A 14,129-nucleotide genomic window follows, 5' to 3' on the forward strand; every position below is an offset into this window, starting at 1 on the left:
CGACGGGTCCGTCCTTGCCGGAACCGTGGTCGGGCCGGGTACCGCGTTCGCGCGCCTACGACTTGGAACGCGCCGCCTTCGCCCCGCCGAAGGCCTGACTCAGCAGGGCGGCCCCGAGCGGGGTCAGCGTGTGGAGGACCGCCGGGCCGATCTGCCGGCTGGTCGTCAGCCCGGCGTCCCGGAGCACCGAGGCGTGCCTGCTGGCGGCGGAGAGCGAGACCCCCACGGCGTGCGCGAGCTCTCCCGTCGTCAGGCCGTCCGCGACACACCTCAGGACGCGCGCTCGCGTAGCCCCGAGAAGGGCTCCCAGGGATGCTCCTTCACCGTGGTGCGAATCCTCCGGCGCCGTCGGACGGTTCAGCGGATACGACAGAACGGGCGGCAGCTCGGCGTTCGCCAGCGCGACCGGGGTGCCCCACGAGAAGTACGTCGGCACGATCCTGAGCCCTCGCCCCCGCAAGTGGAGGTCACGATCCGTTCTGTAGTCCACTTCGAGAACCGGATTGCGCCAGCGCATCCGAGGCCCGAGGCTCGACAGCACGCCCTCGATCCCGTCGGTCAGCAGGGCACGGGCGAGAAGGCTCCGGTGCGCGATGATCCCGCTGTCCATGCGCTCCGCGAAGGGCGCGACCGCGACCGCGTGGAAGCGGCGGATCAGTTCGGTGAGCTCCCGCCGCTCGGCCTGTTGCCCCAGCAGCAGGGCCCAGGACGGGACACCGCACACGCGGTCGAGGAGCCGTATCTCGTCGAGCACGTCCTGCCGGGACAGGCGCAGGATGCCGTCGAGGCCCGTCCCCAGGCCGCCCTCGGACTCCATCGGCGTCAGGAAGTCAGGCAGGTACGGCCCCAGGGGATACAGGGCGAACAGCACCTCTCGCACGGGCCGGGCCAGTCCGGCCGCGCCCAGGTCGGCACGGACTGTGCGGTGCCAGGCGGCGAACTGCCAGCGGCCGACGCGCGACTGGAGGCGGTGAAGGGTCGCGAGCACTTCCCACATCGAGTCCGGCTCCGTGGCGACACGGACACGAGCCAGATCGACCTCGGTGAAGTGAATACGGAGCACGCCATTCCCCCCGGAGATCTCCATATTTGCGCTCAGCCGCAAGAGTGTGTCGTTCCTGACGAGTCCCTGCCAAGGTTCCGCCAGGCCAAGTAGCCCCAGTGGCCCGAATCCGACGGTCCACCGTCACCCGAACCAGGAGGAACTCCCGTGACCTCGAAGAGATCCAGGCTTGCCGCCTGCACGATCGGCGCCCTGACCGCCGCCGTCGTCGCACTGAGCGCCACCCCGGCGTCCGCGAGCGGCACCTACAGCGGCCTGGCCTACGTCTACGGCGGAGGGGTTTTCGCCGACGACTGGGACAACGAAGGCATCGTGGACACCGGTCACAACAAGCAGTCCAACGCGACCTGCCTGTGGCAGAAGATCCTGTGGGCCGACGGCGAACTCGCCGCCTCCGGCGTCGACGGTGACTTCGGGAGCGCCACCGCGGCCGCGACCGCGAGGTGGCAGACCAAGTTCCAAGTGGGCAGCGACGGCTCGGCCGGACAGAACACCTGGACCGCGGCCGGCAACTGGCTGCGCAACGCCGACGGCGGGACGGGCGGCAACACCGTGGCCTACTACATCGGCACCAGCCACCGCCTCACCCTCTCGCGCGACAGCGACGGCTACTACCACTTCCCCGACGGCGACGGCAGCGGGCGCATAGCGGGCTACAACTACCGGACCTGCAGCTAGTCGATGCGGCGCGGTGCGTGAGGGAGGTCAGGCACCGTTCCTCAACCCCTCACACACCGCCGGCCGCAGGCTCCGACACTCCGACCCACCCCGGACCGTCGCCCCTGCCGAATCAGCGCATCATTGTCGGGTCGCTGCCGCTGTCAGGTCGCTGCCACTCGCGCACCGCTCGTCTCGTCCCAGTCGCCCCTGCCGCCGTCGATGCGCAGGGGCGCTGCGCGTCGTCCAGCCGTTCGGCTGTGACCAGTAGGACAACCGACTATCCGAGACCCGTACCTGGCGTGTCAGTGCCCCTCGAGGCCGTCTCGGGTTTCGTGTGGAGGATCTCGCGGGCCTGCTCGGCGGCGCGGGCGATGCTCTCGGAGACGAAGTCGAGGAAACGGGCGACGTTCTCCAGGCGGGCGGCGGCCGGGGTGTCGGGGCCGAGCACGCCGACGCCCTGGCGTGCGATCTCGACGATCTGGGCGGTGGACCGGGCGCTGGCCATCATCGACTGGTACCAGATGTCGTCGTCGACGACATAGCGCTCGCGGCGGCGTTCGTCGCGTTCCCGGCGGACGAGGCCCTGGCTCTCGAGGAACGCGATCGCTTTGGAGATCGACGCCGGGCTGACCTTCAGGCGCTGGACGAGCTCGGACGCCGTGAGGCTGCCGGCGTCGGTGAGGGTGAGGCAGGCCATCACCCGGGACATCATCGTGGGCATACCCGAACCCATGAGGACGGTGGTGAACACCTCCTCGTACTCGCGCACGGCCTCGGCGTCGCGTCCATGGGCCTGCGGGGGCGCCTCCGCTCCTCGAGGCGCGGCCTGCCGACGCCGGTGAGCGCGGCGTTCGGTGGCGCGGTGGGCCAGGTCGGCACGGTATGCGGTGGGGCCCCCGTTGCGCATCACCTCGCGCGTGACCGTCGAGGTCGGACGATCGAGGCCTCTGGCGATCTCCGCGTAAGCGAGGCCGTCGGCCAGCCCCAGCGCGATCTGCTGGCGTTCGGTCTGGGTGAGCCTGCCTCCCGGCATCGCGGCCTCCTTAGTCGTACTGCTTGGTGTCCCACCATAGCGTTCACTGCCCATTCATTGCAACGAACGAGATGCGCGACGTTGCATTAGGTCGCAAATCATTGCAACGATTTATGGCCATCTACCTGCATCGATAGTTAGAGCACGCAACAGCTCTGTTGCCAGTTACGTGAACGCAACGTAGCTTTTCCCTCATCAGAAACAGCGAGCCAAAGAAGCGCCCGCTACAGAAGAGGGAGAGCATGATGCAGAAGTTCGACACCCCCGCCGCGATCTCCGCCGTCCTCGACATCCCCGCGGGACGCATCCAGTTCATCGCCGCCGACCGGGCCGACACCACGGTCGAGGTCCTGCCCGCGGACGCCTCGAAGGACCGCGACGTGAAGGCGGCGGAGCAGACCACGGTCGAATACGGCGACGGCGTGCTGCGGATCGAGACCTCACCGGCGAAGAACCGGATCCTCGGCCCCTCCGGATCCGTCGAGGTAACCATCCAGCTGCCCGCAGGCTCCCGCGTCGAGGCGAAGGCGGCCGCCGCCGAGTTCCGGGGCGTCGGACGGCTCGGTGACGTCGCCTTCGAGGGCGCGCAGGGCTCGGTCAAGCTGGACGAGACCGCGAGCGCCCGCCTCACCCTTCTCGCCGGTGACATCTCGGTCGGCCGCCTGGGCGGCCCCGCCGAGATCAGCACCCAAAAGGGCGACCTCCACATCAACGAGGCCGTGCGCGGCAGGGTCGTGCTGCGCACCGAGTCCGGCCAGGTGTCCATCGGCGCCGCCCGCGGAGTCTCCGCCCGTCTGGACGCCGGCACCACCTACGGCCGGATCCACAACGCGCTTGTGAACACCGACGGCGCCGCCGCCCAGCTCGACATCCACGCGACCACCGCCTACGGCGACATCACCGCCCGCAGCCTTTAAAGGAGCACCCGCCATGAAGTCGCCACTCGCACAGAAGCCCGAGATGGCGACTTCGGGCGCCCCTGGCCCCATCGCCTCCTTCCTACGGTTCGTGATCTTCGGAGGTGGCGTTGGGGTCCTCTCCAGCTTCGCGGTACCGCTGTCGGCCATGGCCATGCCCTGGGCCGCCTCGAACGCGCTCATCACCGTCGCCTCCACCCTGCTGTGCACCGAACTCCACGCCCGCTTCACCTTCGGCAAGGGGCGCAGCGCCAGATGGCGGGAGCACTGGCAGTCCGCGGGCTCGGCGACCGCCGCCTACCTGGCGACCAGCATCGCCGTCTACATCCTGCACATGGTGCAGCCCTCCCCCGGAATGCTGACCGAGCAGATCGTCTACCTCAGTGCCTCCGGCCTCGCCGGCACAGGCCGCTTCGTCATCCTGCGCCTCTACGTCTTCGCCGGCCGCCGCAGCCGGACCACACGACCGTCGACGCGGCAGGGGTCGACGGCCGTATCCGTCCCGACGGGAGTGCGGCGGTCGTCGTGCACGAGTGGGCCGAACCGGAAACGGCAACAGCTGGCGGCATGAGCCCCGACCCCATCGGGCCGGCACCCACCGGTCAGCTGGAAGCCTTCGACCTGGGCTGCGTGGCCTCGCCGTCGGTCAGCGCCTCGTTCACTGCGGAACGGCTCCACTCACCCAGTCCTGAACGAGCCGCACGGTCCGCTCGGGGTGTTCCTCGTGCAGGTAGTGCCCGACGCCGGGCCAGTGGTCCACCCGCGAGCCGGGCACGTGCAGCGTGCCCCTCTCCCAGCGGGCGGCCTCGGCCGACGTCCACACCGTAAGGGCCGGCTGGGTACGTCGGCGAAGGTACGCCTCACTGCGCGGACGGACGCCGACCGCATCCCGGTCGGTGTACATGCCCGCGTACGACTGGGCGATGACGTGATCGGGGGTGCCGAGCATGGTGCGGACGTGCGCGGTGCGCAGCCCCGCCGGGGCCTGCGGGGAGAACGCTCCTGCCACGAAGGCCGCCGCCGCCCGGGAGCCCCGCTGCCGGTACTCGGCCAACCGGCCCGGGATCCCGTCCACTTCGGCACCGTGGGCGCCGTGGGCGGGGTCGAGGGCGATGACCGACCGGACCAGCTCCGGGTGCCGTACGGCGAGCAGGTTGACCACCTGCCCGCCCATGGAGTGGCCGACGGCGACCACCGGGCCGCAGCCGAGGATCTCGACCAGCGCGGCCAGGTCGTCCGCCATGTCCATCGGCGTGTTGCCCTGTTCCGGCACCTCGGATCGGCCGTGGCCGCGCAGGTCGGGGACGATCACGCGGAAGCGGTCCGCCAGGGTCTCGGCATGCGCCGACCATTCCCGGCCGTCGCCGCCCCAACCGTGCGACAGCAGCAGGGCGGGGGCGTCGACGGGCCCCAGGCTCGTGCTGAACAGGCGGATGCGTCCGAGGTCGATCACGTGTGGTGCTCCTGGTAGGTGGCGTACGCGAAGTCCCCGACCATCATCCGAAGGTCGAGGTGGCGACGTGGTGGTCGCTGCCCGCGCGCGGAATCACGGGTTCGGGTTCGCAGCCGCGCAGGACGGGGTGGTGGATCACATGGTCCGATCGGAACTCAGAGGGAGAACAGGAGGGTGCCGAAGCCCGGGTGGTCGCACTGGACAGGAGCGCCCTCCGGCCGCAGGCGCGCCGCCACTTGCGCGGTGTACGGCGCGGTTCTGCCGGCCCGCTTCACGTAGTGGTTGTACGCCATCTCGTAGATGGGCCGGAACGTGCCACGCCCGTCGGTGGAGATGGCGGACCAGTGCCAGTTGCACCGGCCGAAGGTGGCGTCGTACGGGACCGTGTTGCCGAGGTTGTATTTCGCCGTGTACTCGAAGCCGGACAGCAACAGGGCGTCGGACGCGCCGTACAGGTCGAGGCCCTGGATCCAGCCGGTCTGACAGATCTCGGCGAGCGAGCCCAGGATCAGCTGGGTGTGCGCCTGGTCGCGGCCGGACTCGCAGCACTGGCCCGTGCCGGGCTGGATCAGCTTCGTCAGTGCACAGCAACCGTTGGTCTGGAAGGCGTTGTAGGCGTCGTTGAACAGGGTGAGGTTGTTGCAGGCCACCGCGATCTGCAGCATGCCCTTGACGCCCATCAGGCCGTAGCCGCCATCGCCGTAGACATTGACGAGAGGCACGAAGACGTTCTCGAACATCGAGACCGTGGCCGCGAGTTCCGCGGCCGACCAACTTCCCGACGGCCCCGTGTAGTGCATGATCTCGACGGCGGCGGCCAGTTTGGCGCCGTAGATGCCGGCGGCGAGTTCGGCGTCCTTGCCGTTGATCTCCCTGAGCGCGTTCGTCCAGGACTTGATGATCTGCAGGGCCTTGGTGGCGTGGGCGGTGTCGCCGGTGATGTACCACATGAGGGCGTTCTGGTAGGCGGCGTTGCAGTCGTACCAGAGCTCTGTGTTGCCGTCTTCGGTGTCGCTGCCCCGGGTGACCGTCGCCCGGCCGCCCGCCACCACATAGGAAGAACGGGAGAAGAAGTCGGCGGCGAAGGCGTTGTAGCCACTCAGCCAGGGCTCCGTGCCCGCGGCGACCTTCGTGCGTATCCGGTCGAGGTCGGCCCGGCTGTGCAGCACGCCGGGGTGGGTGAGGGAGGTCAGGCCCGAGGTGACGGCGGCGGCCTGGTCCGCGCCGGTCAGTGCGGCGCCGGCGGCCGCACCGGCCCCGACTGCGGTGATCTGGAGGAAACGGCGGCGGGAGCGCGGCTCGTTCATGTGATTCCTGTTCACTCGGCGTTGAGTGCGGAAGGAGCGGCAGAGCGCGGGTCGGTGCGGCCCTCGTACCGCACCGACCCGGTCGTACATCAGCCCCGGTACAGCACGAGGGTGCTGCGCGGGCCGAGCTTCGGCCGGTTCCCGGCACCGACGGTCCTGCCGGTGGCGAGGTCCCGGGCAGGGCCGAAGCCGGTGCGGGCGGGCAGGGTGAAGGTCTTGTCGGCGCTGGTGTTCATGGCGATGAGGTAGTCGCCGTACTCGCAGAGGTAGAAGGGTGCGCGGCCGACGAGCATGGTCTCGACGCCTTCGAAGTGGACGCCGAGGGTGGGGTCGGGGATGTCGTCGGGCACGGGAGCGAGCCGGTACACGTCACCGGCGAGCGCCTGGTGGAGGGTGTCGCCGGGCGGCGGGAAGCCGCCGGGAGGGATGTGCGAGGCGCCGGGGTCGTTGATGGCGTAGTCCCACAGGACCCAGTCGCGGGCCGTGTAGGTGGCGTCGGTGGTGCCCGCGCTGCGCTCGCGCAGGGTGGCCGAGCGCTGGTCGACGGGGGTGACGTGGTGGACGCGGGCGTAGTTGTTCACCCCCTGGCGGGAGCGGAAGTAGAGCGAGGCGAAGAAGAGCTCCTGACCGTTCTTGACCGCGACGCAGCCGTTCTCCTCGTCGGTGAAGACGAAGTCGGGCTGGTCCCAGCCGGTCGGGATACGGCCGGGCCGGGAAGCCAGGGACTGGAAGTCGTCCCAGTCTCGGGAGAGGAACCGCAGGGCGTTCAGGCCCACGCGGGTCCAGGGGTGGTTGGCCTGGAGGTGGATCTGCGGATAGAGCTGACCGTCGACGACCATCTCCTGCGTCCAGCCGACGATCTCCGGGTCCTTGAACACGGCGGCCGACATGAGGGGGTTGGAGTCCCAGGCGGTGCGGGAGGCGTACGCGGTCTCGCCCGGGTAGACCTCGTTGCGCCAGCCGATGACGGTCTCGATGCGGGAGATCCGGCAGTGGTCCTTGTCCACGTCGATGACCCGGAACTTCCCGCGTGCCTTGGTCATCATGACCATGTGGTCGCGCAGTTCGGGCGCCTCCTGGCCCTGGTGTCCCCGCGTGACCGACTCGTACATCATGACCAGCCAGTCGATGACCTCGCCGTAACTGCCGACGTAGCCGAGTTCGCGGGTCAGGCCGGCCCTGGTCACCTGGTAGTAGCCGTCGCCGAGCGGCTTGGTCGGGTTGCCGTCCTTGTCCTCCGGGCCGAGGTAGGGAACCATCCCGATCGACTGGTACAGATAGTCGCGGGCCTTCTCCTCCGGCAGGGCCAGGTCCGGGGCAAGGAGCTGCAGTCCGCGGTTGGCCTGGTAGAGGCCGATGGCGCAGATCTGGGCCTGGTTGCTGTAGTGCGGGAAGTGCCGGCGCCAGTAGTCGCGGCTGGACTTCAGCATGTCGACGTACGCGTCCTTGCGCACCGGCGGCACGGGTGTGGTCGTGGCGGTGGGGGCGACGAGGGTGACGTCGTCGAACCAGGCCGTGCCGGGGCCGGACAGGCGCAGGTGCATCTCCATCTGGGTCACGCCGACCGGGGTGTCGAAGACGAACTCGACGTACTCCCAGTCGTGGGTGCCCTTGCTCGCGTACACCTTGTGGTCGCTGCCGACCAGCTTGCCGCTCGCGTCGAAGAAGAGGGGGTCGATGTGGGCGCCGGTGCCCGTGACACCGTCGGTCTTGATCCAGGCACCGTACGTGTACGTGCCCTGACCTATACGGGTTCTCGGGGCGGAGTTGACGTAGCTGTAGCCGTTCGTGGTGGTGACCCGCAGCTTGAGGGAGGCGGAGCCGGAACGGGAGACGGTGGTGTCGCGGGTCCAGGTGCCGCCACCGCCGGTGGCCCAGCCGGGCATCTCCCAGGAGGTGGGGGTGTTGGTGCCCAGCTCGAAGCCGGGGTTGGCGATGGCGTACGGCGATCCGGTGACCTGTTCGCTCAGACGGTCACCGAGATGCTCCCACAGCAGGGCCAGCACCAGGCCGACCCTGCCGAAGCCCTGCCACTGCTGGTCGGAGCCGGTCAGGACGGTGCTGTCCGCCTTCCAGGCCATGTAGCGGCCGTCGACGGCCCGCAGCACCCGGTCCAGCGCCTGCGGGTCCTGGTGAGCGGGGCTGCCGGACCACAGATAGCCCTCGGCCAGCGACTGCATGGCCCAGCCGTCCATGGTGGCCGGGGTCGCGGTGGTGAGGAGGTTCTTCTGGTCCTTCAGCACCCGCGCCTTGATGGCGTCCATGACCTCCTCGCCGCCGGTGCGGGCGGTCGCCCTGGGCGCGGTGCCCTGGACCTCGCCCCTGGGCGGTACGAAGTAGGGGTCGGTGTGGGTGTAGAGGCGGTAGATGCCGCGCGAGGGCGTGGTCATGGTCCGGTACAGCTGGCTCGCGTCCTGGCCGTAGGACCAGATGCGGCCCATCGCCCGGATCTCCAGCGTCACTGTGTCCTTGCCGGCGGTCATCTTCTCCGGCAGCGGCAGGGTGTGGAAGAAGAAGCGGCCCGGGGTGCGCGGGGCGGTGTCCAGGATGTCGAGGCTGTCCACGGCGCCCTGGTCCTCGTAGCCGACCTGCTTGCCCTCGCAGAAGAGCTGGAGCCGCCACATGTCGGTGCCGGACGCGGCCTCCTCGGAGGTGTCGTCGTGGTCGTCGCCCCAGAGCCGGACCGTGACGTAGGTGGTCCCGGTCGGGCTGACGGCGACGTCGAACTTCAGCCTGCCGCCCCAGAAGGACGCCGGATCCGAGGGGTTGAGTACACGTGCCGGCTGGCCGAGGCCGCCGGTGACCGTGTCGGAGCGAGTGGCGTTCAGGTGGTGCGCGGCCTCGGAGTCCGCGTCTCCGAAGACGACGACGTCGAGCGGGGTACGGCCAGGTGTGCGTGACGCGTCCGGTTCGGCCGCGGCGGCGGGCGGGGCCAGGGGCAGGCCGAGAGCTGTCGCGGCGACACCGGTCGCTCCGGCGTACTTCAGGACGTCGCGTCTTCTGGGTGCGTTGGGCACGGTTGTTCCTTTACTTGAGGCTGCCCATGAGGATTCCGCTGCGCCAGTACTTCTGGAGGGCGAACATGAAGACCGCCAGCGGAATGATCGACAGCAGCGACCCGGTGAGGACGAGGGTGTTCATGTCGCGGGAGGTCTGCGCCTGTTGCACCCAGGAGAAGAGGCCCAGGGTGACGGGGAAGGAACGCTCGCCGTTGAGCATGAACAGGGGGAGGAAGAAGTTGTTCCAGATGTTGACGAAGTCGAGCATGAAGATCGTGATGCCGCCGGTGCGCATGAGCCTGAGCGCGACCGAGAAGAAGATCCGCGTCTCGCTAGCGCCGTCGATGCGGGCCGCCTCCATCAGCTCGGTGGGCACAGAGGTGTCGGCGTACACCTTGCCGAGGTAGACCCCGAACGGGTTGATGAAGTACGGGATCAGCACCGCCCACACCGTGTTGGTGAGCCCGATCTCCGCGAAGACGAGGTAGAGCGGGAACGCCAGCAGTGTGCTCGGCAGCAGCGAGGCGCCGACGATCACGCCGAACAGGGCACCCCGGCCTTGGAAGTCGAACTTCGCCAGGCCGTAGCCGGCGGCGAGCGAGACGAAGGTCGACCCCGCGGCGCCGACGGTGGAGTACAGGACGGAGTTCCAGATCCAGCGGCCGAAGACGCCGTCGTGGTACTCCCAGATCGCCTGGAAGTTGTCGGCGAGGTGGTTGGAGGAGAACCACAGGCCGAACGTCGAGTACAGGTCCGCCTGGTTCTTCGTCGACGCCACCAGCAGGAACCAGGTCGGCGCGAGCGAGTAGAGCAGGAACACGATCAGCAGGCCGGCGGTGAGGGCCACCGCGCGGCGCGTCGGGCGGGCTCCGCCGCCGGTGGCGGTCGCCGCATTCGTGACGCTGCTCATGACACCTTCCTGTTCGTGACGCGGTAGAAGACGAAGGCGAGGATGCCGGTGACGACCGCCAGGACGAGCGACTCGGCGGCGGCGTACTGGTAGTCGCCTGTCTTGAACGCCCGGTCGAAGATCTCCAGCATCGGCGTGAAGTCGGTGCTTATGGACTCCGGCGCCACGTACCGCAGGAACAGCGGCTCGGTGAACAGCTGGAGCCGGCCGATCAGGGAGAACATGCCGGTCAGCACCAGGATGCCGGTGATGTTCGGCACCTTGATCGACCAGGCGATCCGCCACTCCTTCGCCCCGTCGAGCCGGGCCGCCTCGTACAGCTCGCGCGGCAGTGCCTGCAGGGAGGCGGAGATCAGGATCATGTTGAAGCCGATCCCCTGCCAGGTCAGCAGGTTGCCCAGCGACAGGTAGGTGTTGAGGCCGCCGAAGAACGTGACACTCGTCCCCGCCTTGTCCGCGAGGTCGATGATCGGGCTGGCCGTCGGGCTGTAGAGGAACAGCCAGATCAGCGTCGACACCACGCCCGGGATGACGTACGGGATGAGCAGTCCGGCGCGGAAGAAGCGGACCGCGCGGGCCGCGATCCCGTCGAGCAGAAGGGCCAGCAGGAGGGAGATGCCCAGCATCACCGCGATCTGCGCGGCCCCGAAGAGGAGGGTGCGCAGCATGCCGGCCCAGAAGGTGCCGTCCACGAGGATCGCCGCGAAGTTGGCGAAGCCCGCGAAGACGACCTTCGTCGGGCCGAAGCCGATGCCGCTGCTCTTCTTCTCGTGCAGGCTCTGGTTGAGGGCGTAGCCGATCGGCACGACGTAGGTGAGGAGGAAGCCGATCAGGAAGGGCAGCATGAACAGCAGGCCCTTGTAGGCTCCCCGTCTCCCGGCCCGGCGGGGGGAGGTCCGCCGGACCGGGGAGTCGGTGGCGACCTTCGCCGGTCGCGTCAGGGTGGACAACGATGTCTCCAGGTGAGATGCGTCCGTGGGGCGTTGGCGGTCAGCTCGCGGCGACGGCCTTGACGCCCTTGTTCTTCAGATCGGCGAGCACCCACTTCTGAAGGTGCGTCAGCATGTCCTTCACGGTGAGCTCCTTCTTCATGACCTTGCCCCACTGCTTCTGCATCTCGGAGTACATGGCCGCGTAGTTCGGCCCGTACTGCCACTGCTCGCCGACGCGGGAGGCAGCGGTGGTGATGATCTGCGCGCTGTCCGACTTCCCGTTGAACATCTCCGCCGGGATGATCTTGTCGACGTACGGGGAGACGTCCTTGACCGCCGGGAAGAGCCCCGACTTCGAGGCGGGGTCGGTGAGCGCGGTCAGCGACTCCTTGCTGCTGGACAGCCAGGCCGCGAACTGGGCGGCGCGGTCGGAGTACTTGCAGCCCTTGAGTACGGCCGTGACGTCGAAGTTGCTGGAGGTCTGCGGCTTGGCGGTGTCGAAGACCGGCGCGTCGGCGAGCTGCCATTTGCCCTTGGACTTGGGGAAGTTGGTGTCGTAGATCGGCAGCTGCCAGGTGGAAGTGGTCATGAGGATGGTCTTGCCGAGGTCCCAGGTCTTGAAGACGCCGGGGTCGGCGTAGGAGGCGTTGGAGGCGAGGCCGTTGTCCACGAGCTGCTGGACGATGTCGCCGGCCTTGAGCGCGTCCGGTGAAGTGAAGCCGATCTCCCAGTGGTCGCCGGCGATCCTGTACCACTGCGCGCCCGCCTGCCATGACAGGTCGACCAGTGTGCTCGGATCCTCGCCGGCCATGTTGAAGACCTTGACGTCCTTGACCTTCTTCTGCACCGCCTTGCCCGCGGTGATCAGGTCGTCCCAGGTGGTCGGCGCCTTGACGCCGTACTTCTCGAACAGGTCCGCCCGGTAGGCGGTGAACAGCGGGGAGGATCCGGTGGGGATGCCGTACGTGGCGCCGCCGGGGCTGACCGCGTTCCAGGCGGGGACCGTGTAGCGGGACTTGTACGGGGCGGCGACCTTGGTGATGTCGGTGAGGAGGCCGTCGGCGGCGAAGTTCGCCAGGTTCATCCCGTCCATCTTCGACAGGCAGGGCGCGTTGCCGGAGGTGATCGCGGCGCGCAGCTTCTGGTAGACGGTGTCGCCGGCCGCGTTGACGTACTTCACCTGCGTCTGTGGGTGCTCCTTGTTCCACACCGCGACCTGCTGCTGGATGCCCTCGGTCCAGCTCCAGAACTCCAGCTGCACCTTGCCTTTGGTGGTCTTCGCCGCCGCCGTGTCGGTGTCGCCGCCGCCACCGCAGGCACTCAGGGCGAGGGACAGGGAGAGGGCGGCGGCCGCGCCGGCGAAGGCTCTCGTACGGGTGGTGCTCATCGGTCCTCCGGAGATGGGCGGACAGCGCCTGCGGCGGGGGGAAGGGCGCGGGCGGCTGAAAGCAAGACGGGGAAAGAAGAAGCGTCGGTTGTAGAAACCGTTTCCCGGGACCGTAGGACGTCCAAGGGCCCACCACAAGAGGCAGGGGGTCAATTGTTTCGCCAGGCTTGCGCGCGAGTTACGCCACTTGCGCCCCTGATCTGCATTTTCGCTGCCAGAGCTGCTTCGAGTCCTGGTCGACCCCGCCCCCGTAACCTCCCACAGGGCCGTTGACCGACAGCCTCCGCGAGGCTTAGCGTGGAATACGGTTACTACGCCGTTTACCTCTTCCACTCCTCCCGCCAGATGCGGAGCCCCATGCCCACGCCACAGCTGCCTCGCGCCCTGTTCGCCATGGACCCGGTGCACCTTCCCGCGCTCTTCCCGCCCCGGCTGATGGCACGGCTGACGTCACTGACGCGGCTCGATCCCGCCCTGGTCGTACGGGACTTCACCGACCCGGCGATGGCCGGGCCGTTGGCCGAGGCGGAGGTGCTGATCACCGGCTGGGGGTGCCCGCGCGTCGACGAGGACGTCCTGTCCGCGGCGCCCCGGCTGCGAGCCGTGCTGCACGCGGCGGGCAGCGTGCGCGCCCTGCTCGCACCCGCGGTCTGGAACCGGGGCGTCACGGTGTCGAGCGCGGTGCACGCCAACGCGCTTCCGGTGGCCGAGTACACACTCGCCGCGATCCTGCTGGCGGGCAAGGACGCCTTCGGACTGCGGGAGCGCTTCCGCACCGAGCACGTGTTCCCGCCGTCCGGCGACTACCGGAGGGTCGGCAACCTCGGCAGGCGGGTCGGGATCATCGGGGCCTCCCGGGTCGGACGCCGCCTGCTCGAACTCCTGCGGCCCCTGGACTTCTCGGTGACGCTGTACGACCCGTACGTCGACGCCTCCGAAGCTGCCGCGCTCGGCGCCGCACTCCTGCCACTGGACGAGCTGATGGGCACCAGCGACATCGTCAGCCTGCACGCTCCCGACATCCCGCAGACCTACCGGATGCTCGACCGTCGGCGGCTGTCGCTGATGCCGGACGGCTCGGTGCTCGTGAACACCTCCCGGGGCGCGCTCGTCGATCCCGACGCGCTCACCGACGAACTGGTCACCGGGCGGATCGGCGCCGTGCTGGACGTGACCGAACCGGAGCCGCTGCCCGCGGACTCACCGCTGTACCGATTGCCCAACGTGTTCCTCACCCCGCACATCGCCGGGTCGCTGGGCAACGAGCTGGAGCGGCTGGGCCGCACCGTCGTGGACGAGCTGGCACTGCTCGCCGCGGGAGTACCGCTCGCGCACGCGGTGGTCCAGGCCGACCTGGTCAACAGCGCCTGAACCGCGGTGGTCCCAGGGCACAGGCCCATCTGCGGCCGGCGTGTGCGGACCCCTTTCCCACAGCCCGAAGTCGCGGCGGCGACGCGGGGCGATACCC

The 14,129-nt window shown here is 69.0% G+C and carries 12 protein-coding genes; 4 read left to right on the forward strand and 8 right to left on the reverse strand.

The window, feature by feature from the left end; genetic code table 11:
• Positions 1–55 precede the first annotated feature (55 nt).
• Positions 56–1,063: an ArsR/SmtB family transcription factor gene (locus tag ACFWWR_RS34470; protein ID WP_383872552.1), complete on the reverse strand. Its 1,008-nt coding sequence runs from the start codon at positions 1,061–1,063 to the stop codon at positions 56–58.
• Between the two features lie 147 nt (positions 1,064–1,210).
• Between ACFWWR_RS34470 and ACFWWR_RS34475 the strand changes: the two genes are divergently transcribed.
• The gene (locus tag ACFWWR_RS34475; RefSeq protein WP_383872549.1) at positions 1,211–1,741 is read left to right on the forward strand and encodes a peptidoglycan-binding protein; all 531 of its coding nucleotides are present in this window, start codon (positions 1,211–1,213) and stop codon (positions 1,739–1,741) included.
• A 259-nt stretch (positions 1,742–2,000) separates the two neighbouring features.
• Here the strand turns inward: ACFWWR_RS34475 and ACFWWR_RS34480 are convergent, their stop codons facing one another.
• Entirely contained in the window at positions 2,001–2,756 is a 756-nt protein-coding gene (locus tag ACFWWR_RS34480; protein ID WP_384307459.1) for a helix-turn-helix domain-containing protein, read from the reverse strand.
• A 245-nt stretch (positions 2,757–3,001) separates the two neighbouring features.
• On the opposite strand from ACFWWR_RS34480, the gene ACFWWR_RS34485 reads away from it, so the two are divergent.
• On the forward strand, positions 3,002–3,673 hold the full coding sequence (locus tag ACFWWR_RS34485) for a DUF4097 family beta strand repeat-containing protein (RefSeq protein WP_383872661.1): 672 nt from the start codon (positions 3,002–3,004) through the stop codon (positions 3,671–3,673).
• 13 nt (positions 3,674–3,686) lie between these two features.
• Complete coding sequence (locus tag ACFWWR_RS34490; RefSeq protein ID WP_384307461.1) at positions 3,687–4,244, forward strand: GtrA family protein; 558 nt, start codon at positions 3,687–3,689, stop codon at positions 4,242–4,244.
• 87 nt (positions 4,245–4,331) lie between these two features.
• On the opposite strand, the gene ACFWWR_RS34495 is transcribed toward ACFWWR_RS34490, so the two are convergent.
• The 6 genes from ACFWWR_RS34495 to ACFWWR_RS34520 all read right to left on the reverse strand — a co-directional run bounded on the left by ACFWWR_RS34495 (position 4,332) and on the right by ACFWWR_RS34520 (position 12,661).
• Positions 4,332–5,126, reverse strand: coding sequence for an alpha/beta fold hydrolase (locus ACFWWR_RS34495; protein WP_384307463.1), 795 nt, complete (start codon positions 5,124–5,126; stop codon positions 4,332–4,334).
• A 155-nt stretch (positions 5,127–5,281) separates the two neighbouring features.
• A complete protein-coding gene (locus ACFWWR_RS34500) occupies positions 5,282–6,433 on the reverse strand; it encodes an alginate lyase family protein (protein ID WP_384307465.1) in 1,152 nt (383 codons plus the stop codon).
• An 89-nt stretch (positions 6,434–6,522) separates the two neighbouring features.
• Complete coding sequence (locus tag ACFWWR_RS34505; protein ID WP_384307467.1) at positions 6,523–9,450, reverse strand: Tat pathway signal sequence domain protein; 2,928 nt, start codon at positions 9,448–9,450, stop codon at positions 6,523–6,525.
• 10 nt (positions 9,451–9,460) lie between these two features.
• Positions 9,461–10,342 carry a carbohydrate ABC transporter permease gene (locus ACFWWR_RS34510; protein WP_384307469.1) on the reverse strand — a complete coding sequence of 294 codons (882 nt, stop codon included), beginning with the start codon at positions 10,340–10,342 and terminating at the stop codon, positions 9,461–9,463.
• The gene (locus ACFWWR_RS34515; protein ID WP_383872530.1) at positions 10,339–11,292 is read right to left on the reverse strand and encodes a carbohydrate ABC transporter permease; all 954 of its coding nucleotides are present in this window, start codon (positions 11,290–11,292) and stop codon (positions 10,339–10,341) included. The genes ACFWWR_RS34510 and ACFWWR_RS34515 overlap by 4 nt, the downstream gene beginning before the upstream one ends.
• 40 nt (positions 11,293–11,332) lie before the next feature.
• Entirely contained in the window at positions 11,333–12,661 is a 1,329-nt protein-coding gene (locus ACFWWR_RS34520) for an ABC transporter substrate-binding protein (RefSeq protein ID WP_384307471.1), read from the reverse strand.
• Positions 12,662–13,018: 357 nt separating this feature from the next.
• Between ACFWWR_RS34520 and ACFWWR_RS34525 the strand changes: the two genes are divergently transcribed.
• Positions 13,019–14,032 (forward strand): hydroxyacid dehydrogenase, encoded by a 1,014-nt coding sequence (locus ACFWWR_RS34525; protein WP_384307473.1) that lies wholly within the window; start codon positions 13,019–13,021, stop codon positions 14,030–14,032.
• Positions 14,033–14,129 lie beyond the last annotated feature (97 nt).

The organism is Streptomyces sp. NPDC058678 (genome assembly GCF_042714835.1).
Taxonomy (GTDB): domain Bacteria; phylum Actinomycetota; class Actinomycetes; order Streptomycetales; family Streptomycetaceae; genus Streptomyces.

Excerpts from the sequence above, each read along its gene's own strand:
- ACFWWR_RS34485 (WP_383872661.1), top strand. The coding sequence starts at position 3,002 with ATGCAGAAGTTCGACACCCCCGCCGCGATCTCCGCCGTCCTCGACATC.
- ACFWWR_RS34480 (WP_384307459.1), bottom strand. The coding sequence starts at position 2,756 with ATGCCGGGAGGCAGGCTCACCCAGACCGAACGCCAGCAGATCGCGCTG.
- ACFWWR_RS34500 (WP_384307465.1), bottom strand. The coding sequence starts at position 6,433 with ATGAACGAGCCGCGCTCCCGCCGCCGTTTCCTCCAGATCACCGCAGTC.
- ACFWWR_RS34510 (WP_384307469.1), bottom strand. The coding sequence starts at position 10,342 with ATGAGCAGCGTCACGAATGCGGCGACCGCCACCGGCGGCGGAGCCCGC.
- ACFWWR_RS34490 (WP_384307461.1), top strand. The coding sequence starts at position 3,687 with ATGAAGTCGCCACTCGCACAGAAGCCCGAGATGGCGACTTCGGGCGCC.
- ACFWWR_RS34525 (WP_384307473.1), top strand. The coding sequence starts at position 13,019 with ATGCCCACGCCACAGCTGCCTCGCGCCCTGTTCGCCATGGACCCGGTG.
- ACFWWR_RS34520 (WP_384307471.1), bottom strand. The coding sequence starts at position 12,661 with ATGAGCACCACCCGTACGAGAGCCTTCGCCGGCGCGGCCGCCGCCCTC.